Source organism: Nonlabens ulvanivorans, from assembly GCF_000732625.1.
GTDB lineage: Bacteria > Bacteroidota > Bacteroidia > Flavobacteriales > Flavobacteriaceae > Nonlabens > Nonlabens ulvanivorans.
Map to the genome: position 1 here is coordinate 220569 of NZ_JPJI01000023.1, position 26860 is coordinate 247428.

Sequence of the window (26860 nt, forward strand, 5' to 3'; positions counted from 1 at the left end):
TTATTTAAGTGATAGTTAACATTTAGGTAACATTCTAAAATATTATTTGCATGTTTAAATGTGCTACTGTGCTGGAAAAGTCCATGTTAGCTCCAGAGAAAGTGCCATTCGCGATACTTAATTTTAAAATTCCTGACTGTGTTAAAATTGCGGCACCAAATCCAATTCCATATATATATTGCGTTTTATTGGTAGTGTATTCTTCGAAAATAGCGTAATCCAAGATGCTGTGTAGATAAATTCCGCTACTTATTCTGTGTCTGTACTCTGTGTTCAGTGAGAGAAAAGAAGAAGTATCTATACTGTTTTGATTAAATCCTCTTATGCTATTAGAGCCACCGACTTGAAAGAGTTCGTTAAATAAGATATTACTGCTTCCTAGAAATTTAATGTGATTTTCTAGATGAATACTTTGCTTTTTATTTAGGTATAAGTTTTTGTGAATAGTTGAAGTGATAAGTGTTTGTCTATTTGTTTTAGACTCTATTGTTCGATTACCGATACTAATCTGAATTTCTGTTAAGATATCGCTCAAAAAAATATCCTCTTTAGCAGGTTTTTGATGGTTTAAGTTTAAAACGAGATTGTCACTTTTGCTATTGTTGTTTGTGATGTTGATTTCTTGTACTGTCGAGTTCTTTTTATTATAAGATAATCCGATATTCATTTGTGGCGTTAATGCATAAAAAAGCCCTGTAGTGATCGTTGTGTTTTGGTAGGTGCTATCTCTTCTAAGTAAATTTAGCCCAGCAGTTATCCCTAAATTTGATTTTAGTATATATGGGAACTCCGTGTTAATATCTAATCTGGTTTGGTCATCATTATCACCTCTGTATAGAATTGTTAATTTTTCACCGTTGTTTAGGTTATTGTATAATGTTAAATCTATATACCCATTGAGTTCTAATTTACCGTTATCAGAATTATTAAACCCTATTAATCCATCTGCTGAATTACTGTTTTTTTTCTTTAAATAAATATATACGAACGTTGAATCTTTTTTGAAAAGTATTTCAGGTTCTTTGACTATTGTGGTAAAAGGTATCTGCTTAAATGCTGACTTAACTTTAACAATATTGCTTTGATTGAATACTAGATTCTGATTTGTAATTTTACTTATGTATTTCTCAGGGAATTGATCATAACCCTTAATTATTATTTTATCTATTTTTCTTTTTTTATTAATTGATAGATTTATATTAAGGGAGATAGTGTCTTCTCCTTTTGTTTCAAATTCATTTGCCTGAATCTTTAGAAATGAGAATCCATTATTAGAAATAAAACGATGTAGTTCTTTTAGTTTCTCTTCGACTTCTTCAAAGTTGTAAAAATTTTTACCACGCTTTCGCGAAAGCATTACCTCAACTAAACTATCTATTTCTTTGTTTAAAGGATTTGCGATAATTTCGATTGTCTTAACTCTTTTATTGAGTTCTATTTTTTGTTGGTACTTAAATTCATCTGTTTTTTGAAGAGGCTGGGATAGTAGGTTTACATAGCCTTTTTGATTAAGTTGGTTGATTAAGCTGTCGTTATATTTTTTTAAGGCTTTAAAATTTGGGAAAGATTTATTTTTGGAAATGCTGTCTAAGATTGTTTGTTCGCTGGTTTGGCTTGCCTTGTATTCCAATAGCAATGTTTGTGCAGTGCTATTACAGAAAGATAGTAGATAAATAATAAGGACGATTTTCTTATTCAAAAAAACAGGTTTTATAGATAACGATATGGTAAAATAACGTCTTTAAATGTGAGTTTCTTGTCTGTTAGGAAAAAGATATTGTAAAAACTTGAAACTGAGGTTTGAATAACTCAATTTTATTTATACCTTTGCCGACCCTAAAATAGGGGATTAATTTATTAGCGTAAAACAATATGCCAACGATTTCACAATTAGTACGTAAAGGAAGAGCCAAAATAACCAAGAAGAGTAAATCGGCTGCTTTAGATTCTTGTCCTCAACGTCGTGGAGTATGTACTCGTGTTTACACAACTACACCTAAGAAGCCTAACTCAGCAATGAGAAAGGTGGCAAGGGTTAGACTTACCAATGGTAAGGAAGTGAATGCTTACATCCCAGGAGAAGGACACAATCTACAAGAGCACTCGATAGTATTGGTTAGAGGTGGAAGGGTAAAAGATTTGCCAGGAGTTAGATATCATATAGTGCGCGGTGCACTGGACACAGCGGGTGTTGCAGGCCGTACACAACGTAGATCTAAGTATGGTGCAAAACGCCCTAAGAAGTAAAATTTTTTAAGTTAACAAGCTATACTCAGTTTGTGAGCTTTAATTAACAACTCAAAGAGAAGAAATGAGAAAAAGACAGGCCAAGAAACGTCCTATCCTTCCGGATCCACGTTTTAAAGACCAGCTAGTGACCCGTTTTGTGAACATGATGATGTTACACGGAAAGAAGTCAACAGCTTTTAAACTTTTTTATGATGCTATTGACATTGTAGAAGAGAAAAAACAAGACGACGAGAAAACCGCGCTTGAATTATGGAAAGATGCATTATCAAATGTAATGCCTCATGTTGAAGTACGTAGTCGCCGTGTTGGTGGAGCTACTTTTCAAATTCCAATGCAGATTCGTCCAGACAGAAAGATATCTACTGCTATGAAGTGGTTGATAGGTTATTCACGTAAGCGTAATGAGAAAAGTTTTTCTCAAAAATTAGCTTCTGAAATCCTAGCTGCTTCAAAAGAAGAAGGTGCTGCTGTTAAAAAGAAGACAGATACTCACAAGATGGCCGAGGCAAACAAGGCATTCTCTCACTTTAGATTCTAAGAAATAATGGCTAGAGATTTAAAATACACAAGAAATATAGGTATTGCTGCTCATATTGATGCAGGAAAAACTACTACTACGGAACGTATTCTTTATTACACTGGAGTTTCTCACAAAATCGGTGAGGTTCATGATGGTGCTGCGACTATGGACTGGATGGAGCAGGAGCAAGAGCGTGGTATTACTATCACATCTGCTGCTACTACTTGTACTTGGAAGTTTCCTTTAGAAAATGCAAAGCCGCTACCAGAAACTAAAGATTATCATTTTAATATTATAGACACTCCTGGTCACGTTGATTTTACTGTAGAAGTAAATAGGTCTTTACGTGTTCTTGATGGTTTAGTATTCTTATTTAGTGCTGTTGATGGTGTAGAGCCTCAATCAGAAACTAATTGGAGACTTGCTGATAATTATAAAGTTCCACGTATTGGTTTCGTGAATAAAATGGATCGTCAAGGTTCTAATTTTCTTGCTGTATGTCAGCAAGTAAAGGATATGTTGAAGTCAAACGCTGTGCCGATTGTTTTAAATATTGGAGATGAAGCGGATTTTAAAGGTATCGTAGATTTAGTTAAAAACCGTGCTATTGTATGGCATGATAATACTCAAGGGTCAACATTTGATGTGATTGATATCCCTGAGGATATGAAGGCAGAGGCTAAGAAATATCGTGCACTTCTTATTGAAGAGGTTGCTGCTTACGATGAGAATTTATTAGAGAAATTCATGGAAGATGAGGACTCTATTACTGAGGATGAAGTGCATGCTGCTCTTCGTGCTGCTGTGATGGATATGTCTATCATCCCTATGATTTGTGGTTCTGCATTCAAAAATAAAGGTGTTCAGTTTTTATTAGATGCTGTTTGTCGTTATTTACCTTCTCCTACGGATAAAGAAGGTATCAAAGGAATCAATCCAGATACTGAAAAAGAAGAATTACGTAAACCTGATGTAAAAGAGCCATTTGCTGCATTAGCATTTAAGATTGCTACTGATCCTTTTGTTGGTCGTTTAGCTTTCTTCCGTGCATATTCTGGTCGTTTAGATGCTGGATCTTATATCTTGAATAATCGTTCAGGTAAAAAAGAGCGTATCTCTCGTATTTATCAGATGCACTCTAATAAACAGAACGCTATTGACTTTATTGAGGCAGGTGATATCGGTGCCGCAGTAGGTTTTAAAGATATTAAAACTGGTGATACAATGTCGGATGAGAAGCATCCTATTGTTTTGGAATCTATGGACTTCCCTGATCCGGTAATTGGTATTGCGGTTGAGCCTAAAACTAAGGCAGATGTTGATAAGATGGGTATGGCGTTAGCTAAACTAGCGGAGGAAGATCCAACATTCCAAGTGAGAACTGATGAGGCTTCTGGCCAAACAATTATTTCTGGGATGGGTGAGTTGCACTTAGATATCATCGTTGATCGTATGCGTCGCGAGTTTAAGGTTGAGCTTAATCAAGGAGCGCCACAAGTTGAATATAAGGAAGCTATTACAAGAGCTGCAGATCACAGAGAGACTTATAAGAAGCAATCTGGTGGACGTGGTAAATTTGGTGATATTGTTTTTACTATCGAGCCTGCTGAAGAAAATGAAGAAGGTAAAGTAGAAGAAGGGTTACAATTTATTAATAAGATTAAAGGTGGTAACGTTCCTAAGGAATTTATCCCTGCTATTGAGAAAGGTTTCCGTGAAGCTATGAAGGCAGGACCTCTTGCAGGTTTTGAGATGGATAGTATGCGTGTTACTCTTACGGATGGTTCTTTCCACCCAGTAGATTCTGATGCTCTTTCCTTTGAATTAGCTGCTAGAATGGGTTATAAAGCCTCTGCAAAATCTGCTGGAGCTGTTATACTTGAGCCTATTATGAAACTTGAAGTTATTACTCCTGAAGAAAATATGGGTGATATTGTAGGTGACTTAAACCGTCGTCGTGGACAGGTTAATGATATGGGTGATCGTGCAGGTGCAAAGGTTGTGAAGGCTGAAGTGCCGTTATCTGAAATGTTTGGTTATGTAACTACATTACGTACTCTTTCATCAGGTCGTGCAACATCAACAATGGAATTTTCACACTATGCTGAAACTCCTTCTAACATTAGTGAAGAAGTAATCGCAGCAGCTAAAGGTGCAACAAACTAATTTTCAAAAGATGAGTCAAAAAATCAGAATAAAGTTAAAGTCTTACGATTACATGCTGGTAGATAAGTCTGCTGAAAAAATCGTTAAAACAGTAAAGAGTACAGGTGCTGTGGTAACTGGTCCAATTCCATTACCAACTCACAAGAAAATCTTTACAGTATTAAGGTCTCCTCACGTTAATAAAAAATCACGTGAACAATTCCAATTAAGCTCTTACAAGAGGTTGTTAGATATTTATAGTTCATCTAGCAAAACTATTGATGCCTTAATGAAGTTGGAGTTACCAAGTGGTGTTGAAGTTGAGATTAAAGTATAATAAAAAAGTTTTATTAAATCACGCTTTCGCGAAAGCGTGATTTAATGAATAACATTAATATAATAAATAATAATTATGTCTGGGTTAATAGGAAGAAAAATCGGAATGACTAGCATTTATGATGAGAATGGTAAGAATGTGCCATGTACGATCATAGAGGCAGGTCCTTGCGTTGTTACCCAAGTCAGAACTGAAGAAGTGGACGGCTATGCTGCCCTTCAACTTGGTTTCGATGACAAATCAGACAAAAACGCATCTAAAGCGGCTCAAGGTCACTTTAAGAAAGCGGGAACTGGTGTCAAGAGAAAAGTTGTAGAATTTCAAGGTTTTGATGAGGTTTACAAATTAGGAGATGCAATCTCTGTTGATATATTCACTGAAGGTGAGTTTATAGATGTATCAGGAACATCGAAGGGTAAAGGTTTCCAAGGTGTTGTAAAACGCCATGGATTTGCTGGAGTTGGTCAAGCCACTCATGGTCAGCATAACCGTTTACGTGCACCAGGATCTATTGGTGCGGCGTCTTATCCTGCTCGTGTATTTAAAGGAATGCGCATGGCTGGACAGATGGGTAATACAAAAGTTAAAGTTGAAAATTTAAGAGTTCTTAAAGTAGTTCCGGAAAAAAATCTTTTAGTGGTTAAAGGATGTGTACCTGGACATAAGAATGCTTATGTAATCTTACAGAAGTAATGAAGGTATCAGTTATAGACATTAAAGGAAAAGAAACTGGACGTCAGGTTGAATTATCTGATAGCATTTTCGCAATTGAGCCTAATGATCACGCGATTTATTTAGATGTTAAGCAATATCTAGCAAATCAGCGTCAAGGAACTCACAAGGCTAAGCAACGTGCTGAAATTACTGGTAGTACCCGTAAGATTAAGAAGCAAAAAGGAACTGGTACAGCAAGAGCTGGATCTATAAAGTCAGGTGTTTTTAGAGGTGGTGGACGTATGTTCGGTCCTGTTCCTAGAGATTATTCTTTTAAATTAAATAAAGGTCAGAAGCGATTAGCTCGTAAATCTGTTTTGAGTCAGAAGATGGCTGAAGGTAATTTACATATCGTTGAAGACTTTAATTTTGAGGCTCCAAAAACTAAGAATTTTATAGATGTTTTGAAGTCTTTAGGATTAGATAATAAAAAATCTCTTTTTGTGTTGGGTGGTTCAAATAATAATGTATATTTGTCTTCTCGAAATTTCAAGGGTTCTGAAGTGGTAACTAACTCAGAATTAAACACTTACAAAATTTTACATGCTAATAGTGTTGTAGTGTTGGAGAGCTCATTAGAAGGAATCGAGGAAACTTTAAGCAAATAGGCTATGAATATCTTAATAAAACCAATCATTACAGAAAAAGCTACTAGTGATAGTGAGTTATTGAATCGTTATGGGTTTGAGGTTATGCCTAACGCTAATAAGATTCAAATTAAAAATGCGGTTGAGGCTACATATGGTGTTACTGTTACTAAGGTAAGAACTATGAATGTACGTGTTGAGCGTAAAACAAAGTTTACAAAATCAGGGATGCAAATTGGTAAAACTAAAGCTAGTAAAAAAGCTTTTGTACAATTGCAAGATGGAGATACCATCGACCTTTATAGTAATATATAAATAATACAGACAAAAGATGTCAGTTAGAAAATTAAAACCTGTTACTCCTGGACAGCGATTTAGAGTTGTTAATGGCTATGATGCCATAACGACTGATAAGCCGGAAAAGAGTTTACTCGCTCCGAAAAAACGTTCAGGTGGTCGTAATGCTAGTGGTCGTATGACTATGCGTTACAAAGGTGGTGGTCATAAGAGGCGCTACCGTATTATAGACTTTAAAAGAGATAAGCAAGGAGTGCCTGCTACAATCGCGTCTATAGAGTATGATCCGAATAGGACTGCTTTTATTGCTTTAGTGAATTATCAAGATGGAGAAAAGCGTTATGTTATAGCTCAGAATGGTTTGCAAGTTGGTCAGAATATAGTTTCTGGTGACTCTGTGTCTCCTGAGGTTGGTAATGCTATGAAATTATCGAGTATTCCTTTAGGTAGTATTATTAGTTGTATCGAGTTGCATCCTGGTCAGGGAGCTGTTATTGCTCGTAGTGCTGGTTCATTTGCTCAGTTAATGGCAAGGGATGGTAAGTATGCAACTGTTAAAATGCCTTCTGGTGAGACAAGATTAGTTTTGCAAGAGTGTTTAGCTACAATTGGGGCTGTTTCAAATAGCGATCATCAATTAGTGGTTAGTGGTAAGGCTGGTAGATCACGATGGTTAGGTAGAAGGCCTCGAACACGTCCTGTTGTTATGAATCCTGTCGATCACCCTATGGGTGGTGGTGAAGGTAAGTCTTCAGGTGGTCATCCACGTTCTCGTAACGGTATACCTGCTAAGGGTTATCGTACTCGTGACAAGAATAAAGCTAGTACTCAATATATTTTAGAACGTAGAAAGAAATAATTATGGCTCGTTCATTAAAAAAAGGACCTTATGTATTCCATAAGTTGGAAACTAAGGTGGCTCAAAATGTTGAGTCCGGAAAAAAGACTGTTATTAAAACTTGGTCTCGTGCATCAATGATTACTCCTGATTTTGTCGGGCAAACTATTGGTGTTCATAATGGGAAGCAATTTATTCCTGTTTATGTAACAGAGAATATGGTTGGTCACAAGTTAGGTGAATTCTCTCCAACAAGATCTTTTAGAGGTCATGCAGGAGCTAAGAACAAAGGAAAAAAGTAATCTAAGCTATGGGAGTTCGTAAAAAACAAATGGCTGAAAGGCTTAAGGAAGAGAGAAAGAGCGTCGCATTTGCTAAGCTTAACAACTGTCCTACTAGTCCTCGTAAAATGAGGTTAGTGGCAGACATTATCAGAGGTAAAAAGGTTGAGGATTCTTTAAATATTTTAAAGTTTTCATCTAAAGAAGCTGCTCGTAGACTTGATAAATTAGTTTTGTCTGCTATAGCTAATTGGCAAGCGAAGAATGAAGATTCTGATGTTGCTGAAGCTGGTCTTTTTATTAAAGAGATAAGAGTTGATGGTGGGTCTATGTTGAAAAGGTTGCGTCCAGCGCCTCAAGGTAGAGCACATAGAATAAGAAAAAGATCGAATCACGTTACTGTTGTGTTAGGTCAAACTAATAATACAGAGGTTAACTAAAAAAGGATATGGGACAAAAAACTAATCCGATAGGAAATCGTTTAGGTATCATCAGAGGATGGGAATCTAACTGGTACGGTGGTAATGATTATGGTGACAAGCTTGCAGAGGATGATAAAATACGTAAGTATATTCATGCTCGTTTATCTAAAGCTAGTGTTTCAAGAGTTATTATAGAGCGTACTTTGAAACTTGTAACTGTAACAATAACTACTGCTAGACCTGGTATTATTATAGGTAAAGGTGGTCAAGAAGTGGATCGTCTTAAGGAAGAGCTTAAGAAGATTACTGGTAAAGATGTGCAGATTAATATTCACGAAATTAAACGTCCTGAACTTGATGCTTTTTTGGTAGGAGCAAGTGTAGCTCGCCAAATTGAGAATAGAATTTCATATAGACGTGCAATAAAGATGGCTATCGCTGCTGCAATGCGCATGAATGCTGAAGGTATTAAAATACAAATCTCTGGTAGGTTGAATGGTGCTGAAATGGCTCGTTCTGAATCTTACAAAGATGGTAGAATTCCTTTATCTACATTCCGTGCTGATATAGACTATGCTTTAGTTGAGGCTCATACGACTTATGGTCGCTTAGGTGTTAAGGTGTGGATCATGAAAGGTGAGGTTTATGGAAAGCGTGAGTTATCTCCGTTAGTAGGTTTATCGAAGAAACAAAGTAAATCAGATGGCGGCTCTGGGAACAGAGGTGGAAATCGTCGTCGCAGAAAATAATAGCTAGAGATGTTACAACCTAGAAAGACAAAGTTTAGAAAACAGCAGAAGGGTCGCATGAAGGGTAATTCCGGACGCGGTAATCAGCTAGCGTATGGTACGTTTGGTATCAAATCATTAGATTCAGAATTTATTAATTCTCGTCAAATTGAGGCTGCGCGTATTGCTGCGACTCGCTACATGAAGAGAGAGGGTTCTTTATGGATCAAAATATTTCCGGATAAGCCTATAACTAAGAAGCCTTTAGAGGTTCGTATGGGTAAAGGAAAAGGTGCGGTAGAATATTGGGCTGCTGTAGTTAAGCCAGGTAGAATTTTATTTGAAATTTCAGGTGTTCCACTTGAAACAGCAAAGGAGGCTCTAAGGTTAGCGGCGCAAAAGTTACCAGTTAAAACAAAATTTATAGTCGCTCGCGATTTTCAAGAACAATAAGTAGTTATGAAACAATCAGAGGTAAAAGGTTATTCTGCTGCTGAACTTAGTGATAAGTTAGCAGAATCACAGAAGGTTTATGCAGATCTTACGAGAACGCATATAGTGTCCCCACTAGATAATCCTTCTCAAATTAAGGATTTGCGTAGAACTATCGCTCGACTTAAAACGGCTATAAATAATCAGTAGACGAACATTATGGAAACTAGAAATTTAAGAAAAGAACGTATTGGTGTTGTAAGAAGTAACAAGATGGATAAAAGTATCGTTGTTGCGGAAGTTAAGAAGAGAAAACACCCTATGTATGGAAAGTTCGTTTTAAAGACTAAGAAATACGTTGCTCATGATGAAAAAAATGAGTGTAATGAAGGTGATACGGTACGTATCATGGAGACTCGACCTCTTAGTAAATCTAAGAATTGGAGATTAGTAGAAATTATAGAAAGAGCTAAGTAATGTTACAACAGGAATCAAGACTTAAGGTGGCTGATAATACGGGAGCAAAAGAAGTGCTTTGTATTAGGGTGTTAGGTGGTACTAAAAGAAGGTATGCGTCAGTAGGAGATAAAATTGTTGTTTCTGTTAAAGAAGCTACACCTAATGGTAATATCAAAAAGGGTGCTGTTTCTACCGCAGTAGTAGTAAGAACTAAAAAAGAGGTGCGTCGACCAGATGGATCTTATATACGATTTGACGATAATGCTTGTGTGTTATTGAATCCTAACTCGGAAATGAGAGGTACTCGTGTATTTGGGCCGGTTGCGAGAGAATTGCGTGATAAGCAATTTATGAAAATAGTTTCATTAGCTCCAGAAGTATTATAATTTACAATCATGGTAAAGGTAAAAATTAAAACAGGAGATAAAGTACGTGTACTTGCTGGAGAACATAAAGGTTCTGAAGGTGTTATTACTCGTATTTTTAAAGACAAAAATAAAGCCATCGTGGAAGGTGTGAATATGGTCTCAAAGCATGAGAAGCCAAGCGCTACCAATCCACAGGGTGGGATTAAAGAAATTGAAGCTCCAATGCAGATTTCTAATTTGTCATTGATTGACAATAATGGTAAGACAACTCGTGTTGGTTATCGTATGGAAGGTGATAAGAAGGTTCGATTTGCTAAAACAACAAACGATTTAATTTAGTCATGGCATATATTCCTAGACTCAAGACAGAATATAAGGAGCGTGTTGCTGCTTCTTTAAAAGAGGAATTCGGTTACAATAATGTAATGGAGATTCCTAAGTTGCAAAAGATAGTATTAAGCCGTGGTGTTGGTGCTGCAGTTGCCGATAAAAAATTGATTGATTATGCTCTTGATGAGTTGACAACAATTACTGGTCAAAAAGCTGTTGCTACGCTTTCTAAGAAAGATGTTGCTTCCTTTAAGTTACGTAAAGGTATGCCTATAGGTGTTAAGGTGACGTTGAGGGGTGAGCGTATGTACGAATTTCTAGATCGTTTAGTTACGGTTGCATTACCGCGTGTTAGAGATTTTCAAGGTATCAAAGCTAGTGGTTTTGATGGTAGAGGAAATTATAATTTAGGAATTACTGAGCAAATCATCTTTCCAGAAATAAATATAGATAAGGTTAATAAAATCTCTGGTATGGATATTACATTCGTTACTAGTGCGCAAACTGATAAAGAGGCAAAGTCTCTTCTTGGTGAGCTTGGTTTACCTTTCAAAAAGGATTAATACAATGGCAAAAGAATCAATGAAAGCGCGTGAGCGCAAACGTGAGGCACTAATTGCAAAGTACGCTGACAAGCGCAAAGCTTTAAAGGAGGCTGGAGATTATGAAGCTCTTCAGAAGTTACCTAAAAATGCTTCTCCTGTAAGACAACACAATAGATGTAAGCTTACTGGTAGGCCAAAAGGTTATATGAGACAGTTCGGTATTTCCCGTGTTCTTTTTAGAGAGATGGCAAATCAAGGTTTAATCCCAGGAGTTAAAAAAGCTAGTTGGTAATTAGCTTAAATATAGCATTATGAATACAGATCCAATCGCAGATTATTTAACTAGAATCAGAAACGCAGTACGTGCTAATCACCGTGTTGTTGATGTTCCTGCTTCTAAGTTAAAAAAGGAAATTACTAAGATTTTATTTGATCAAGGTTATATTCTAAGTTATAAGTTTGAAGAGCATTCAGCTCAGGATAACATTAAGATAGCTTTGAAATATGATAGAGAAACTAAGGAGTCAGTTATAAAGGATATCCAAAGGTTAAGTAAGCCTGGTTTACGTAAATATGCTGGTGCAGGTGAGTTACCTAGAATTCTTAATGGCTTAGGTGTTGCCATTGTTTCAACTAGTAAAGGTGTAATGACAGATAAACAAGCCCGTACAGAGAATGTAGGTGGTGAGGTTCTTTGTTACGTATATTAAAAAATTAGATATGTCTAGAATAGGAAATAATCCCGTAGCAATTCCAGCTGGTGTTACCGTAAAGGTTGACAACGGAGTTATAAATGTAGAAGGTAAGTTAGGTAAGCTTACTCAGGTTTACTCGGATGTTGCCATTAAGGTAGAAGGAGATGAAGTTTTAGTAACTCGTCCTTCTGATTCCAAAGATCATAAGGCTAAGCATGGATTATATAGGTCTTTAGTTTTTAATATGATTGCTGGTGTTTCTGAAGGTTGGTCTAAAGAGCTTGAACTCGTCGGTGTTGGTTATAGAGCATCTAATCAAGGACAGGTCTTGGATCTAGCTTTAGGTTATTCACACAATATTGTGTTGGATATAGCTAAGGAAGTAACGGTAGAAACAATTTCTGAGAAAGGTAAGAACCCGAAGATTAAATTATCTTCTTTTGACAAGCAGTTAGTTGGTCAAGTAGCGGCAAAAATAAGATCTTTCAGAAAACCTGAGCCTTATAAAGGAAAAGGTGTTAAATTTGTGGGGGAACAATTAAGAAGAAAAGCTGGTAAATCAGCATAATAGATAAGTATATTATGGCATTTTCAAAGTCTGAAAGAAGAAATAAAATCCGCAGAAGAATTCGTAAGAATATTTCGGGAACAGCTGAACGTCCTCGTTTATCGGTGTACCGTAGTAATAAAGAGATTTACGCTCAAGTTATCAATGACGTAGATGGAGTAACTATAGCGTCAGCTTCATCAAGAGATTTAAAGTCTAATGGCGAAAAAATTTCTATAGCAAATGAGGTTGGAAAGGCTGTAGCTGAGAAGGCTAAAGCTGCTGGTGTTGAAACGGTATCGTTTGATCGTGGAGGTTATCTTTATCACGGTCGCGTATTGTCTTTGGCTAATGGGGCTAGAGAAGCTGGTCTTAAATTTTAATTACAAACATTACAGTAATGTACCAAAAATATAAAAACGTAGAATTAGTAAAACCTAGTGGGCTTGATCTTAAAGATCGTTTAGTGGGTGTTCAACGTGTTACTAAGGTAACAAAAGGTGGACGTGCTTTTGGATTTTCAGCGATTGTCGTTGTTGGTGATGAAAGTGGAGTAGTAGGTCATGGTTTAGGTAAGTCTAAAGAGGTTTCTGAGGCTATTTCTAAGGCTGTTGAGGATGCTAAGAAAAACTTGGTTAGAATTCCTCTAGTTAAAGGTTCAATACCACATGAGCAAAAGGGTAAATTTGGTGGAGCAAGAGTTTTATTAATTCCTGCTGCAACAGGTACTGGAGTAATTGCCGGTGGTGCTATTCGTGCAGTTCTTGAGGCTGTGGGTGTACATGATGTTCTTTCTAAGAATCAAGGTTCTTCAAATCCTCACAATGTTGTAAAAGCTACCTTCGATGCTCTGTTGCAATTGCGTAATGCTCATACAGTGGCGAAACAAAGAGGTGTTTCTTTAGATAAAGTATTTAACGGTTAATCATACGATAATGGCAAAGTTAAAAATAAAAAAAGTGCGTAGCGCAATTAAAAGACCGTTAAGACAAAAACGTACTCTGGAAGCGTTGGGTTTACGTAAAATGAATCAGGTTGTAGAGCATGATGATACTCCTGTTATTCAGGGAATGATTGCTAAAGTTGAACATTTAGTCTCTGTTGAGAAGGCTTAAAAAGAAAATAAATGAGTTTAAATAATCTTAAACCTGCTGCAGGTTCAGTTAAAAAATCTGCCAAGATCATTGGTCGTGGTCAGGGTTCTGGTAAAGGTGGTACAGCTACACGTGGTCACAAAGGGGCTAAATCTCGTTCTGGTTATTCTAAGAAAATCGGTTTTGAGGGTGGTCAGATGCCTTTACAAAGACGTGTTCCTAAGTTTGGTTTTACAAATATCAATCGTAAAGAGTATGCAGGTGTCAATATAGATGTTTTGCAAGCTTATGTAGATGAAGGACGTTTGAGTGATGTAATTACTATTGAGAATTTAATAGAGGAGCGTCTTGTCGATAAAAATGATTTAGTTAAGATATTAGGTCGTGGTGAATTGAAAGCTACTATTAACATAAGTGCTCATAAGTTTACTGCAACTGCAAAGGCTGCCATTGAAAAAGCTGGTGGTCAAGCACAAACCTTATAATCTTAATCGATGAAATTTATAGAAACATTAAAAAATATTTGGAAAATTGATGAACTGAAAGATCGTATTATTATGACTTTCAGTTTGCTTCTTGTTTACCGTTTTGGTGCACAAGTAGTTCTTCCAGGAATAGATTCAAGTAAACTAGCTAGTTTCTCTGAAAATTTCGAGGGTGGTGGTATTGGTTTCGTCCTTAACGCTTTTACCGGTGGTGCTTTTTCAAATGCGTCAGTGTTTGCTTTAGGTATAATGCCGTATATATCGGCTAGTATTGTTGTGCAGCTTATGGGGATTGCGATTCCTTATTTACAGAAGCTACAAAAAGAAGGTGCTAGTGGTCAAAAGAAGATTAATCAAATTACTAGATGGTTAACTATTGGTATTTGTTTAATTCAGGCTCCAAGTTATCTTTTAAGTCTTGGTACCTTAGGTGTTCCTAGTGATGCCTATTTGATGCCTGATAATATGAATCTTTTTCTTGTTAGTAGTACTATTATTCTTGTTACTGGTTGTGTTTTTGCGATGTGGTTAGGAGAAAAAATTACTGACAAGGGTATTGGAAATGGTATATCGCTGTTGATTATGGTTGGTATTATAGCTACATTACCTCAGGCGTTCGTACAAGAATTTGCTGCTAGAGTCACGGGTACTGGTGGTGTCATGTTAGTTTTGGTTGAGTTATTAGTTTGGTTTGTTGTAATTTTGCTATGTATTATGCTTGTAATGGCTGTTCGTAAGATTCCTGTACAATACGCAAGACGAGCTGCATCAGGCGGTTATGAAAAAAATGAACAAGGATCTAGGCAGTTTATTCCTTTAAAGTTAAATGCATCTGGTGTAATGCCTATTATATTCGCTCAAGCAATTATGTTTGTTCCAGCAGCTTTAGGTCAGCTAGATACTTCTTGGGCTACAACAGTTCAAACTGCTTTCGGTGATATTTTTGGTTTTTGGTATAATTTAGTTTTTGCATTATTAATTATAATATTTACTTATTTTTACACCGCAATAACTGTCCCTACTAATAAGATGGCCGATGATTTAAAAAGAAACGGTGGTTTTATTGCGGGAATTAGACCTGGAACAGAAACTGCGGATTATTTAGATAAAATTATGTCGCAAATTACTTTGCCTGGATCCATTTTCCTTGCTTTAGTAGCGATATTTCCAGCTTTTGTTTCTCTTATGGGAGTAACACAGCAATGGGCATTGTTTTATGGAGGTACATCATTATTAATTATGGTAGGAGTAGCGATAGATACTATGCAACAAATAAATTCATACTTGTTAAATCGTCATTATGATGGCTTAATTAAAACAGGTAAAAATAGAAAAGCAGTAGCGTAATGGCAAAACAGTCGGCAATAGAACAAGACGGTTCCATTATAGAGGCATTGTCTAACGCAATGTTTAGGGTAGAATTAGAAAACGGGCACGTAGTAACGGCACACATATCTGGAAAGATGCGTATGCATTATATTAAGTTGCTTCCAGGAGATAAAGTAAAATTAGAAATGAGTCCTTACGATTTAACGAAAGCAAGGATCACTTATAGGTACTAATATGAAAGTAAGAGCATCGATTAAAAAGAGAAGTGCTGATTGTAAAATTGTACGCCGTAAAGGTCGTCTTTATGTAATCAACAAAAAGAATCCAAAATTTAAACAAAGACAAGGTTAAGCTATGGCTAGAATTGCAGGGGTAGATATACCTAAAAATAAACGTGGAGAAGTCTCATTGACTTACATATACGGTATCGGACGTAATCGTGCAAAACAAGTTCTTATCGATACGGGTGTTGGCTTAGATAAAAAGGTGACAGATTGGAATGATGATGAAATTGGTAAGATTCGTGCAGCCATAGGTGAATTCACTATAGAAGGTGAATTAAGATCTGAGACACAGCTTAATATTAAGCGTCTAATGGATATTGGTTGCTATCGTGGTATTCGCCACAGATCTGGGCTTCCACTTAGAGGTCAAAGAACTAAGAACAACTCACGTACTCGTAAAGGTAAACGTAAGACTGTTGCTAACAAGAAAAAGGCAACTAAATAATAAGTATTGATATGGCAAAGTCTAAAACAGTATCAAAAAAGCGTAAAGTAATTGTTGAATCAGTTGGTGAAGTTCATATTTCATCTTCTTTCAATAACATATTGGTTTCTTTGACAAATAAAAAAGGAGAAGTTATTTCATGGTCATCTGCAGGTAAGATGGGTTTCCGTGGTTCTAAGAAAAACACTCCTTATGCAGCTCAATTGGCTGCTGAAGATGCATCCAAAGTTGCACATGAAGCTGGTCTTCGTAAGGTAAAGGCTTACGTTAAAGGTCCAGGTAATGGTCGTGAAAGTGCTATTCGTAGTATTCACAATTCAGGTATAGAAGTAACTGAAATTATTGACGTTACTCCATTACCACACAATGGTTGTCGTCCACCTAAACGTCGTAGAGTTTAATTAATTATTAATAACGAGTGGTTATGTGGCTGTCGAAGGATATTGACCTGAATTCACAGTACATCATTCAATAAATTTTGTAAAATGGCAAGATATAGAGGTCCTAAGGCAAAAATTGCACGTCGATTCAGAGAACCAATTTTTGGCCCTAGTAAAGCTTTGGAGAAGAAAAATTATCCTCCAGGTATGCACGGTAACGCAAGACGCCGTGGAAAAGAATCAGAGTATGCGGTTCAGCTTAAAGAAAAACAGAAAGCTAAGTATACTTATGGAGTGCTAGAGAAGCAATTCCGTTTAATGTTTGAAAAGGCTGTTCGTAGTACTGGTATTACTGGTGAGGTATTACTTCAGTTATGTGAGTCACGTTTAGATAATGTGGTTTACAGAATGGGTGTTGCAAAAACTCGTCGTGGAGCACGTCAGTTAGTTTCACACAGACATATTACTGTTAATGGAGAGTTAGTTAATATTCCTTCTTATCAATTGAAGCCTGGTGATATTGTCGCTGTTCGTGAAAAATCAAAATCTTTAAGTGCTATTGATCAGTCCTTATCCAGTAATGAACATGTTTACGATTTTATTACATTCAATAAATCAAGCATGTCTGGAACTTTCGTTAGTGTACCTGAAAGAATGCAAATTCCTGAAAACATTAAAGAACAGTTGATTGTTGAATTGTACTCTAAATAATAATTAATCCACAAAGTAATCTTATGGCAATATTAAATTTCCAAAAGCCGGATAAAGTAATCATGATTGATTCTACTGATTTTGAAGGTAAATTCGAATTCAGACCTTTAGAGCCAGGATATGGTCTTACTGTGGGAAATGCTCTTCGTAGAGTATTACTTTCATCACTTGAAGGGTTTGCTATTACTTCTATACGTATAGAAGGTGTGGATCACGAATTCTCAACAATCGAAGGAGTAGTTGAAGATGTTACTGAAATCATTTTAAATTTCAAGCAGATTAGATTCAGACGTCAGATTGATGAAGTTGATAGTGAGGTTGTAAATGTTTCTTTCTCAGGAAAGGATACTTTTACCGCTGGAGATATGCAGAAGTATATTTCAGGTTTTCAGGTTTTGAATCCTGAAATGGTTATCTGTAATACAGAATCATCTGTTAGTCTTAATTTAGAATTAACTATTGAGAAGGGTAGAGGATATGTTCCAGCTGAAGAGAATAAGAATCCTAACGCAGCTATTGGTACAATAGCTATTGATTCTATCTTTACTCCTATAAAGAATGTAAAATATAGTATTGAAAACTATCGTGTAGAACAAAAAACTGATTATGAAAAACTAGTTTTTGAAATATCTACTGATGGTAGTATACACCCAAAGCAGGCTTTAACTGAGGCTGCTAAAACACTTATCCATCACTTCATGTTGTTCTCTGATGAGAGAATCACTCTTGAAGCTGATGAGATTGCACAAACAGAGACTTATGATGAAGAAAGCCTTCACATGAGACAATTGCTTAAGACTAAACTTGTAGATATGGAACTTTCTGTACGTGCATTAAATTGTCTTAAAGCTGCTGAAGTTGAAACACTAGGTGATTTAGTTTCTTACAATAAGAATGATTTGATGAAATTCAGAAACTTCGGTAAGAAATCTTTAACTGAGCTTGAAGAACTTGTGAACGTTAAAGGACTTAACTTCGGTATGGATTTATCAAAATATAAACTTGACCGTGACTAGTTTAGGCTAGTTAAAGAAACAAAATAAGATGAGACACGGAAAGAAATTTAATCATTTAGGTAGAAAGACAGCACACCGTAAGGCAATGCTGGCAAATATGGCTTGTTCATTAATTGAACACAAGCGTATTAATACTACTGTAGCAAAGGCTAAAGCTGTAAAGCAGTTTGTAGAGCCGTTAATTACTAAATCTAAAGAAGATACAACTCATAATCGTCGTTTAGTATTTGCTAAGCTTAGAAGTAAAGAAGCTGTAACTGAGTTATTCAGAGACGTTTCTTCTAAGGTAGCTGATCGTCCAGGTGGATATACTCGTATTATTAAGTTGGGTAATCGTTTAGGAGATAATGCTGATATGGCAATGATTGAGCTTGTAGATTTTAATGAAATTTACAGCCCTAACGAAGGTAAGAAGAAAAATACTAGACGTAGTCGTCGTAGTAAATCTTCTACTGCTGCTCCAGTTGAAACTTCAACAGACAATACTAATGAAGAAGAGTAATATCTTTGATAATATGTAGATAAAAGGATCAATGCTTTCGCATTGGTCCTTTTTTTTTAAATTATTTTTGAAAAACAATTTTTATTATGAGTTATTTGAATAAAAAAGACGCTGTTATACTTTTAGCAGATGGTACAATATTCCATGGTAAAGCAATTGGTGAAGGTGGTACTGCTACTGGAGAGATTTGTTTTAATACTGGAATGTCAGGCTATCAAGAAGTTTTTACTGATCCATCATATACTGGTCAGATTATGGTGACAACTAATGCGCATATCGGTAACTATGGCGTTACTAATGATGATGCTGAATCTAATTCTGTTAAAATAGCAGGTCTAATATGTAAGAATTTTTCTGAAGAGTTTTCAAGGCCTGCTGCCCAATCAGATTTATTTAAATATTTAGAGGAAAAGAAACTTGTAATATTATCAGATGTTGACACTAGAGCTTTGGTTCGTTATATTAGAGATCATGGTGCACAAAATGCCATTATCTCTACTGATGTGGATGATTTAGAAGCTTTAAAATCTAAACTAAATAATGTTCCTTCCATGAAAGGTTTGGAGTTAGCTTCAAAAGTATCTTGTAAAGAGCCTTACTTTTATGGTGATAAAAATTCAACATTTAAGGTTGCAGCACTCGATCTAGGAATAAAAAGTAATATCCTTCGCAATTTAGCATCAAGAGACGTTTATATAAAAGTGTTTCCATACAATTCTTCTTATGAAGAGATGGCTGCATTTAATCCAGATGGTTATTTTATATCTAATGGTCCTGGTGACCCGGAACCTTTAGTTAAGGCTATAGAAACTGCAAAACAAATTATAGAATCTAATAATCCACTGTTTGGAATTTGTCTGGGTCATCAAGTGATTGCACTCGCGATGGGTGTGTCTACTTATAAAATGCATAACGGTCATAGAGGAATCAATCACCCAATTAAAAATTTAATTACAGGAAAAGGCGAGATCACATCTCAAAATCATGGTTTTGCCATTAATAAGTCTCAAGCAATTTCAAATAGCGACATTGAGATAACACATCTGCATTTAAATGACGATACTGTTGCAGGTATACAAATTAAAAACAAACCTTGTTTCTCCGTTCAATATCATCCAGAAGCTGGTCCAGGCCCTAATGATGCAACGTATTTATTTGACCAATTCATTGATTTAATTAAAACAACTAAAAAACATATAGCATGAGCACAATAATAGACGTACACGCAAGACAAATTTTTGATTCAAGAGGAAACCCAACGGTAGAGGTTGATGTAATTACTTCTAACGGTATTATGGGAAGAGCTGCGGTACCTTCAGGTGCTTCTACAGGTGAGCATGAGGCTGTAGAATTAAGAGATGGCGGTAAATCTTATATGGGTAAAGGTGTTGGTAATGCTGTAAATAACGTAAACACAGTAATTTCCCTTGAATTAATGGGTACTTCTGTTTTTGATCAACAGCATATTGATCAATTAATGATTGACCTTGATGGTACGCCTAACAAAGCAAAACTTGGTGCAAATGCCATATTAGGAGTATCTCTAGCATGTGCTAAAGCTGCTGCAGCTGAATTAAATCAGCCTTTATATAAATATATAGGTGGTATGAGTGCATGTACATTGCCTGTACCTATGATGAATATTATCAATGGTGGTTCTCATAGTGATGCACCGATAGCTTTTCAAGAATTTATGGTAATGCCAGTAGAGGCTGAGAGTTTTAGCCATGCTCTGCAAATGGGAACTGAGATATTTCACCACTTGAAAAAAGTTTTACATGAAAGAGGTCTAAGTACAGCGGTAGGTGATGAAGGTGGATTTGCTCCAACTTTAGATGGAACTGAAGATGCTTTAGATACTATTATTAAAGCTATTGATAATGCCGGTTACACTGCAGGTAAAGATGTTATGATTGCATTAGATTGTGCTGCTGCAGAATTTTTTGTCGATGGTAAGTATGATTACACAAAATTTGAAGGAGATAAAGGTGTTATAAGGTCTAGTAAAGAGCAGGCAGAATATCTTGCTTCTCTGGCTACAAAATACCCAATTATTTCTATAGAAGATGGAATGGATGAAAACGATTGGGAAGGCTGGAAAATCCTAACAGATCTTGCAGGCGATAAAGTTCAATTAGTTGGTGACGATTTATTTGTTACTAATGTAGAGCGACTTTCTAGAGGAATTAAAGAAGGTATTGCTAATTCTATTCTTATTAAAGTGAATCAAATAGGAACACTTACTGAAACTATCGCTGCAGTGACAATGGCTCATAAAGCTGGCTACACATCGGTAATGTCTCACCGTAGTGGAGAAACTGAAGATAATACTATTGCTGATTTAGCAGTAGCCTTGTCCACTGGTCAGATTAAAACAGGTAGCGCATCTCGTTCTGATCGCATGGCAAAATACAATCAGTTATTGCGTATAGAGGAAGAACTACAAGAAAGTGCATATTATCCTGCACGTAACGCTTTTTAGTTATCGACTGAATACTAGTACGCTTTCGCGAAAGCAAATATTTTAAAGCCACTTGTTATAAGTGGCTTTTTTTGTATCGATGAAATGCAATAAAAACACTTTAAAATTCATTTTTATCGTCTAAATGTTGTTTTTATCGTTTTAGTGTCGCATACTTGTGCTTCCCAAAAACGATTAAACATGAAAAAAATAGTACTTATTCTTGTATTTCTTTCTGTATCATTGTCTTATAGTCAAGGCGTGATATGGGAAAACTTTTCTAAAGACGGATTACCGTCTTTAACAGATGCTCAAAGACCGATAAAACCTGCTAGTTATGATTTATACCATATCAATCCAGATGTGTTAGTTCAAAAATTGGAAGGCGCTGTAGATCGATTTTCAGGTGGCGCTTCAATCGCGGTAGATTTTCCGATAGGTAATGACCAATTCGAAACATTTAATGTATATGATGCTGGAGCGATGGAATCACAGTTAATGACTGATTTTCCTGATATCCATTCTTACTACGGTTACTCTAGTACATCATTAAATAAAATATATTTTACGATAACGCCTCAAGGATTTAGAGGTGTAATTACAGGAGAAAGTATTCTATATATGGATCCTTTTTCTAAAGTGACGCCTGATGATATCATGGTGTACAACCGTCGTGACTTAGTGCGAACGGATTTAAGTTTTGAATGTCATACTGATGAATTAGTTAATAATGCTAATATGCCAGAAATAAGTGAATTTCAAACTAAAGCATTTAGAGATAGAGCCTTTAGGACGTATGAAATCGCTATTGCAGCAACATCAGAATATACGTCTTATCATGATGATGGTAATGCGGCTAATGGAGATGCTAGGGCAGATGCTCTTGCGGCTATTATAGTAACTCTAGCACGTGTCAACAGTGTTTATGAGCAAGAAATGTCGATTAGATTTACACTAGTTGCAAATAATGATAGGTTGATTTATTTCAATGATCAAAATAATCAAGGTTTTGCAGATCCTTATGATAATTATAGTGGTTCTCAGATGTTAGGGACAAACACTAGTAACATCAATAATAGGATCGGGACTGCTAGTTATGACATAGGTCATGTTTTTTCTACTGGTGGTGGTGGAATTGCTGGCCAAAGTCCTTGTGCAAGTACTAAAGGTAGAGGAGTTACAGGAATTGTAACACCAGAATTTGATCCATTTGATATCGATTATGTATGTCATGAAATAGGCCATCAATTTAGTGCTGAACATACTTTCTATAATGGTTGTTTTGGTGGTTCACCATCATCATCACCATATGAAACAGGTAGTGCTAGCACAATCATGGGGTATGCTGGGATTTGCGCTCCTAATGTTCAAGAGAACAGTGACGCATACTTCCATGCTATTAGTTTGCAGCAAATGCATAATAATATCGCAAGTGACACTTGTGATGATCAAATTAATTTAGGATCAAATAATCCTACAGCACCAAACGCAGTAACGCTCGCAGATAAATTTTTACCTGTTTCAACTCCATTTAAATTAACTGCTGTTTCTTCTCAAGCACCAGATAATGGTGAGATTTACACTTATAATTGGGAACAATTAGATACAGGTGGAGATGCGGCTACAGGTTCTCCGCAGCCGCCATTATCAACAAATACTACTGGTCCTATGTTTAGGTCTAAATTTGGTACTGCAGATCCTACTAGATATTTCCCAAACCTTGAAGAGGTATTAAATGGTGTAGATGATCAATGGGAAACTATCTCTTCTGTAGGTAGGGATATGACGTTTATAGTGACAATTAGAGATAATAATCCTTTTGGTGGTCAGACAAGTCAAAGTACTGTAGCTGTGAAGCCTCGTGATATTCAAGGAATAGGAGCATTTGTGGTAAATACTCCAGTCCTTACCGATATATGGTATGAGGGAGAAAATCAAACTGTTACTTGGGACGTTTCAGGTACTAATAGAGTAGAGCTAGCGACTGAGGTTAATATCCTATTATCACTTGACGGAGGATACACTTATCCATTTACACTTGCTTCAGCTGTTCCTAATGTTGGGTCTAGTACAGTAAATATCCCAGTTGGCGCAAAAACAGAGAATGCTAGAATAATGGTAGAAGCTGTAGATAATTATTTTTATAATGTTAATAATGGAAACTTCCAGATTAAAGAAGGTACATTTGAATTATCAGCTCCATCGGTTGATATCTCTACATGTCAGCCTTCTGACGCAAGTTTTAGTTTTAACTATAATGCAGCACCTGGATTTAATGAAGTAGTGACATTTAGTGCTTTACAATTACCATCTGGACTTACAGCGACTTTTAATCCTTCTTCTGCATCAAGCTCTACAGCGGTAAATGTAGTAGTAACAGGAACAGATCAAGTAGACGCAGATTTATACAACTTTAGAGTAGTTGCGACTGCAAACTCTGCTACCATTGATGAAGAGTTTAACTTAAAAGTATTTGATAATGGTGTAGGCGAGGTTGTAATCCTATCTCCATTAAATGGTGCTGGTAATCAGGTCGCAAATCCTATATTAGAATGGCAAGACTTACCTAGTGCTTCAAGCTATTTAGTAGAGGTTTCATCAACGTCTGATTTCTCTTCAATTATAGAAAGTTCAACAGTTATTAATGAGACATCATTACAGACTACATCACTTAATCCTTCTCAAATATATTATTGGAGGATAACACCTTCAAATGGTTGTGCTACCGGATCAATAGCATCAATAGCTGCATTCCAGACAGCTCAAGATGTCTGTAATGTCTATGATAATGAATACTTTGAAAACAATGATAATATCTGGGAGACAGATGTTAACGCAGTAAGTGCACGTGTAAATGTTCCCGACGATATTGAGATTACTAATTTAAGCTTTTACATGCGTGCAGATCATAATGATACTGGACATATCAAAATGCAGTTAAGCTCACCGTCAGGCCGTTTTTCAGAGGTATATAATAGAGAATGTGCTGCCGGTAGAGATTTTGATTTGATTGTTAGTGATCAAGGAACTGCAGCTTTTGCTTGTAATCCTGGTTATACAGGTGCTTTAACCGGGAATTTAAGACCTGGACAGGCTTTTTCAAGATTTAACGGGCTAAGTGCTCAAGGAGAATGGGTTTTGTTGGCAACAGATAGAACTTCTGGTACAGGTGGTACTTTTAATGAATTCAGTGTTACTGTTTGTGGAAGACTACAATATGTAAATGATATCGATAATAATAGAAACAATCTATTAACTACGGCATATGGAGCAACTTCAATAATCGATCAGACTCTACTTAGAACTCAACAAACAGGTACGACTAACGCAAATATGGTTTACGTTGTTACGCGATTACCTAAACAAGGTGGTCTAGAATTAAGTAGTGTTGCTCTTAATTTAGGAGATACTTTTACACAATCAGATCTTAATAATGATAGAATTGTCTATAATCACGATTCAACTGAAATGATGCTTACAGATAGCTTTGACTTTACTGTGTTAGGTAATGCTAATACATTAATGAATGCTCAAACGTTTAATATAGCTATTGAAGAGCCTACTTTAATTTATGATAATGGATGGACACCTTTTGCTCCTAACGCAGATACCGGTTCTCTAAACGCACAAGTAATAAATGGATTAGCTATTATTGGTACGGATTCTCAAATTAATAATTTTCAAGTTATAGGGAATGCAAATAGTTTATTCCTTAATAATAGCCTCACTGTCTTAGGTGATTTTTCAACTGATGGATATATAGGTGCAACTGATGGGCAGCTTATTTTTTCAGGTTCTGGTGCACAGTCTATATCAGGTGATGGAATTATCGACATAGGTCAAGTAACGATGACAGGTTCAAATACAATATCAATAACTGCAGTAATGAATATACATGATGTATTTACGCCTGCTAGTACTACTATAAATACTAACGGAAACATAGTTTTCCGTAGTGATGTCAATAGAACTGCTCAATTAGATGATGCCAGTAGTGCTACTATTAATGGAGTTGTACAGGTAGAGCGATATATTCCTGCAAAAAGAGCATTTAGGTTAGTAGCTTCTTCAGTGAATTCAACTAATTCAATTTATGAAAACTGGCAAGAAAATGGATCAGCGATAGCTGGATTAGGTACACATATAACAGGATCACTTACTGGTGCAAACGGATTTGATCTAACAGCATCAGGTAATCCATCTATGTTTACTTATGATGCCGTAAATTCTGTTTGGGCATCTCAACCCAACACAGATGTAGATAAGTTACAAGTAGGTACTGCATATCGTTTAATGGTAAGAGGAGATAGGACGGTTGATATTACTCAAAATGCTCCTGCAGCTACCAATACAACACTAAGAGCAAAAGGTAATTTGCATTTAGGTGACTTTAATAGTTCACTAGCTACCAGTAATGGAGATTTTATAATGATAGCAAATCCATACCAAGCAAATGTTGACTTTAAAACTGTTCTTAATGATGTATCAACTTCTGGTGTTAATGTGAATTTTGCATACTATTGGGATCCTAATTTAAACACAAGAGGAGCATACGCTACTATTGACATGAGTACTCTTAACGGTGATCCTATACCTTTTGCTAGTAATGCAAATAAGTATTTACAACCTGGACAGTCTATTTTTATTCAAGCGACTGGTGCAGCAAATATTACTTTTAAAGAATCTCATAAAAAAGTGAGTGAAGATTTAAATAATATTTTCAATCAGCCACAAAACAATTCAAGTGTTCTTATAAGTCTGGTGAATCGCAGTACCCAAACTATTGTTGACCAAACTGTAAGAAGAATAAATAGTGCAAATAATCCTCAAATAGATCAAAGCGATGCTGTAAAGTTTTATAATCAAGATGAAACTCTTGCGATAGTCAACAATGGAAATCTATTGAGTATTGATAAAAATATAATGCCAGTTGTAGGAGATCATATGACCTTACTAACTGATCGATTTAGGGCAACTCAGTACACCATGCAAGTGTTAATCGACGGATTAGTAGGAGTAAAACCAGTACTAATAGATCACTACACCACAAACCGTAAAGATCTTGTAGAAGGTGCTAACTCTATTGATTTTGATGTTTTGCCAGGTGATGCAGCAAGTAATGATATCAACAGATTTGAAATCGTTTTTGAAAATGTTACATTAAGTAGTAATGATATAAATCTACAGGCTGACCTTAGATTATTTCCTAATCCAGTTAGTAGCGGTCAGTTTACTATTCAAAGCGATTTATTAAATGGTAAAGAAGTTCAGGTAAGTTTATATAATACACTTGGGCAATTGATACACGATCAAGAGGCTACATTTAATAACAGCCTTACCATTAAACCTCAATCAATTTTAAGTAGTGGAATGTATTTAGTTAAAGTCTCAACTTTAGATGAGAGCGCTACTCTGCAAATCATTGTAAAATAATGTTTGAATAAGTTTTTGGGAACTATCAGACAGTTGAAACGGCGATCATTATTGGTCGTCGTTTTGTTTTGTGATTGTAATTACGCTTTCGCGAAAGCGTATTGAAATCATCCCACTAACAAATAAATATCTGCCGAATCATAGTTAATTGTCGAAATCGATATAGAAAAGTAAAATATTTTCTTAAATCTGTTAAATATCTAGTCTCGATTAACGACAACTTAA

At 36.0% G+C, this 26860-nt stretch carries 36 protein-coding genes; 35 read left to right on the top strand and 1 reads right to left on the bottom strand.

Annotated features, from left to right (window positions below):
• Positions 1–34: 34 nt before the first annotated feature.
• Entirely contained in the window at positions 35–1699 is a 1665-nt protein-coding gene (locus IL45_RS03320; protein ID WP_146128687.1) for a BamA/TamA family outer membrane protein, read from the bottom strand.
• A gap of 173 nt (positions 1700–1872) precedes the next feature.
• On the opposite strand from IL45_RS03320, the gene rpsL reads away from it, so the two are divergent.
• From rpsL to IL45_RS03495, 35 genes are all read left to right on the top strand, one after another.
• Positions 1873–2247 carry a 30S ribosomal protein S12 gene (gene rpsL, locus IL45_RS03325; protein ID WP_006795815.1) on the top strand — a complete coding sequence of 125 codons (375 nt, stop codon included), beginning with the start codon at positions 1873–1875 and terminating at the stop codon, positions 2245–2247.
• A 64-nt stretch (positions 2248–2311) separates the two neighbouring features.
• Complete coding sequence (gene rpsG / locus IL45_RS03330; protein ID WP_036580305.1) at positions 2312–2788, top strand: 30S ribosomal protein S7; 477 nt, start codon at positions 2312–2314, stop codon at positions 2786–2788.
• Positions 2789–2794: 6 nt separating this feature from the next.
• The gene (gene fusA, locus IL45_RS03335; protein WP_036580308.1) at positions 2795–4936 is read left to right on the top strand and encodes an elongation factor G; all 2142 of its coding nucleotides are present in this window, start codon (positions 2795–2797) and stop codon (positions 4934–4936) included.
• A 10-nt stretch (positions 4937–4946) separates the two neighbouring features.
• Positions 4947–5252, top strand: a complete 306-nt coding sequence (gene rpsJ / locus IL45_RS03340) for a 30S ribosomal protein S10 (RefSeq protein WP_006795812.1) — start codon at positions 4947–4949, stop codon at positions 5250–5252.
• 75 nt (positions 5253–5327) lie between these two features.
• Entirely contained in the window at positions 5328–5945 is a 618-nt protein-coding gene (gene rplC, locus IL45_RS03345) for a 50S ribosomal protein L3 (protein WP_036580311.1), read from the top strand.
• Complete coding sequence (gene rplD, locus IL45_RS03350) at positions 5945–6574, top strand: 50S ribosomal protein L4 (protein WP_036580313.1); 630 nt, start codon at positions 5945–5947, stop codon at positions 6572–6574. Before rplC ends, rplD begins: the two co-directional genes overlap by 1 nt.
• A 3-nt stretch (positions 6575–6577) precedes the next feature.
• Positions 6578–6868, top strand: coding sequence for a 50S ribosomal protein L23 (rplW, locus tag IL45_RS03355; RefSeq protein ID WP_036580315.1), 291 nt, complete (start codon positions 6578–6580; stop codon positions 6866–6868).
• A 16-nt stretch (positions 6869–6884) separates the two neighbouring features.
• Positions 6885–7709, top strand: a complete 825-nt coding sequence (gene rplB, locus IL45_RS03360) for a 50S ribosomal protein L2 (RefSeq protein ID WP_036580318.1) — start codon at positions 6885–6887, stop codon at positions 7707–7709.
• Positions 7710–7711: 2 nt separating this feature from the next.
• Positions 7712–7990, top strand: a complete 279-nt coding sequence (gene rpsS, locus IL45_RS03365; RefSeq protein ID WP_036580320.1) for a 30S ribosomal protein S19 — start codon at positions 7712–7714, stop codon at positions 7988–7990.
• 8 nt (positions 7991–7998) lie between these two features.
• The gene (rplV, locus tag IL45_RS03370; protein WP_036580323.1) at positions 7999–8409 is read left to right on the top strand and encodes a 50S ribosomal protein L22; all 411 of its coding nucleotides are present in this window, start codon (positions 7999–8001) and stop codon (positions 8407–8409) included.
• An 8-nt stretch (positions 8410–8417) separates the two neighbouring features.
• Entirely contained in the window at positions 8418–9140 is a 723-nt protein-coding gene (rpsC, locus tag IL45_RS03375) for a 30S ribosomal protein S3 (protein ID WP_006795807.1), read from the top strand.
• 9 nt (positions 9141–9149) lie between these two features.
• Entirely contained in the window at positions 9150–9572 is a 423-nt protein-coding gene (gene rplP, locus IL45_RS03380) for a 50S ribosomal protein L16 (RefSeq protein WP_006795806.1), read from the top strand.
• Positions 9573–9578: 6 nt separating this feature from the next.
• Positions 9579–9761: a 50S ribosomal protein L29 gene (gene rpmC / locus IL45_RS03385; protein WP_036580326.1), complete on the top strand. Its 183-nt coding sequence runs from the start codon at positions 9579–9581 to the stop codon at positions 9759–9761.
• A 9-nt stretch (positions 9762–9770) separates the two neighbouring features.
• Positions 9771–10028: a 30S ribosomal protein S17 gene (rpsQ, locus tag IL45_RS03390; protein ID WP_036580329.1), complete on the top strand. Its 258-nt coding sequence runs from the start codon at positions 9771–9773 to the stop codon at positions 10026–10028.
• Entirely contained in the window at positions 10028–10396 is a 369-nt protein-coding gene (gene rplN / locus IL45_RS03395; protein ID WP_006795805.1) for a 50S ribosomal protein L14, read from the top strand. Before rpsQ ends, rplN begins: the two co-directional genes overlap by 1 nt.
• A gap of 9 nt (positions 10397–10405) precedes the next feature.
• On the top strand, positions 10406–10717 hold the full coding sequence (gene rplX, locus IL45_RS03400; RefSeq protein ID WP_036580331.1) for a 50S ribosomal protein L24: 312 nt from the start codon (positions 10406–10408) through the stop codon (positions 10715–10717).
• 2 nt (positions 10718–10719) lie between these two features.
• A complete protein-coding gene (gene rplE, locus IL45_RS03405; RefSeq protein WP_006795803.1) occupies positions 10720–11271 on the top strand; it encodes a 50S ribosomal protein L5 in 552 nt (183 codons plus the stop codon).
• Positions 11272–11275: 4 nt separating this feature from the next.
• Positions 11276–11545: a 30S ribosomal protein S14 gene (rpsN, locus tag IL45_RS03410; RefSeq protein WP_036580333.1), complete on the top strand. Its 270-nt coding sequence runs from the start codon at positions 11276–11278 to the stop codon at positions 11543–11545.
• A 19-nt stretch (positions 11546–11564) separates the two neighbouring features.
• The gene (gene rpsH / locus IL45_RS03415; protein WP_036580336.1) at positions 11565–11963 is read left to right on the top strand and encodes a 30S ribosomal protein S8; all 399 of its coding nucleotides are present in this window, start codon (positions 11565–11567) and stop codon (positions 11961–11963) included.
• Positions 11964–11973: 10 nt separating this feature from the next.
• Entirely contained in the window at positions 11974–12516 is a 543-nt protein-coding gene (gene rplF / locus IL45_RS03420; protein ID WP_036580339.1) for a 50S ribosomal protein L6, read from the top strand.
• A gap of 14 nt (positions 12517–12530) precedes the next feature.
• Positions 12531–12878 (top strand): 50S ribosomal protein L18, encoded by a 348-nt coding sequence (gene rplR / locus IL45_RS03425; protein ID WP_036580341.1) that lies wholly within the window; start codon positions 12531–12533, stop codon positions 12876–12878.
• 17 nt (positions 12879–12895) lie between these two features.
• Positions 12896–13420 carry a 30S ribosomal protein S5 gene (rpsE, locus tag IL45_RS03430; protein WP_006795799.1) on the top strand — a complete coding sequence of 175 codons (525 nt, stop codon included), beginning with the start codon at positions 12896–12898 and terminating at the stop codon, positions 13418–13420.
• Positions 13421–13430: 10 nt separating this feature from the next.
• A complete protein-coding gene (gene rpmD, locus IL45_RS03435) occupies positions 13431–13610 on the top strand; it encodes a 50S ribosomal protein L30 (protein WP_036580343.1) in 180 nt (59 codons plus the stop codon).
• A gap of 11 nt (positions 13611–13621) precedes the next feature.
• Positions 13622–14074, top strand: coding sequence for a 50S ribosomal protein L15 (rplO, locus tag IL45_RS03440; protein ID WP_036580347.1), 453 nt, complete (start codon positions 13622–13624; stop codon positions 14072–14074).
• Between the two features lie 9 nt (positions 14075–14083).
• Positions 14084–15421 (top strand): preprotein translocase subunit SecY, encoded by a 1338-nt coding sequence (gene secY, locus IL45_RS03445; protein WP_036580349.1) that lies wholly within the window; start codon positions 14084–14086, stop codon positions 15419–15421.
• The gene (gene infA, locus IL45_RS03450) at positions 15421–15636 is read left to right on the top strand and encodes a translation initiation factor IF-1 (RefSeq protein ID WP_015361146.1); all 216 of its coding nucleotides are present in this window, start codon (positions 15421–15423) and stop codon (positions 15634–15636) included. Before secY ends, infA begins: the two co-directional genes overlap by 1 nt.
• A 1-nt stretch (position 15637) precedes the next feature.
• Positions 15638–15754 (top strand): type B 50S ribosomal protein L36, encoded by a 117-nt coding sequence (gene ykgO / locus IL45_RS03455; RefSeq protein WP_015361145.1) that lies wholly within the window; start codon positions 15638–15640, stop codon positions 15752–15754.
• A 3-nt stretch (positions 15755–15757) separates the two neighbouring features.
• Positions 15758–16132: a 30S ribosomal protein S13 gene (rpsM, locus tag IL45_RS03460; RefSeq protein WP_036580355.1), complete on the top strand. Its 375-nt coding sequence runs from the start codon at positions 15758–15760 to the stop codon at positions 16130–16132.
• 11 nt (positions 16133–16143) lie between these two features.
• The gene (rpsK, locus tag IL45_RS03465; RefSeq protein ID WP_036580357.1) at positions 16144–16533 is read left to right on the top strand and encodes a 30S ribosomal protein S11; all 390 of its coding nucleotides are present in this window, start codon (positions 16144–16146) and stop codon (positions 16531–16533) included.
• Between the two features lie 84 nt (positions 16534–16617).
• Positions 16618–17223 carry a 30S ribosomal protein S4 gene (rpsD, locus tag IL45_RS03470; RefSeq protein ID WP_036580360.1) on the top strand — a complete coding sequence of 202 codons (606 nt, stop codon included), beginning with the start codon at positions 16618–16620 and terminating at the stop codon, positions 17221–17223.
• Positions 17224–17246: 23 nt separating this feature from the next.
• The gene (locus IL45_RS03475; RefSeq protein WP_006795793.1) at positions 17247–18239 is read left to right on the top strand and encodes a DNA-directed RNA polymerase subunit alpha; all 993 of its coding nucleotides are present in this window, start codon (positions 17247–17249) and stop codon (positions 18237–18239) included.
• Between the two features lie 28 nt (positions 18240–18267).
• Positions 18268–18741, top strand: coding sequence for a 50S ribosomal protein L17 (gene rplQ / locus IL45_RS03480; protein ID WP_036580362.1), 474 nt, complete (start codon positions 18268–18270; stop codon positions 18739–18741).
• Positions 18742–18827: 86 nt separating this feature from the next.
• Positions 18828–19946, top strand: coding sequence for a glutamine-hydrolyzing carbamoyl-phosphate synthase small subunit (gene carA / locus IL45_RS03485; RefSeq protein ID WP_036580364.1), 1119 nt, complete (start codon positions 18828–18830; stop codon positions 19944–19946).
• Entirely contained in the window at positions 19943–21223 is a 1281-nt protein-coding gene (eno, locus tag IL45_RS03490; protein ID WP_036580366.1) for a phosphopyruvate hydratase, read from the top strand. Before carA ends, eno begins: the two co-directional genes overlap by 4 nt.
• Before the next feature lie 180 nt (positions 21224–21403).
• Positions 21404–26635 (top strand): reprolysin-like metallopeptidase, encoded by a 5232-nt coding sequence (locus IL45_RS03495; RefSeq protein WP_051788625.1) that lies wholly within the window; start codon positions 21404–21406, stop codon positions 26633–26635.
• Positions 26636–26860: the final 225 nt, after the last annotated feature.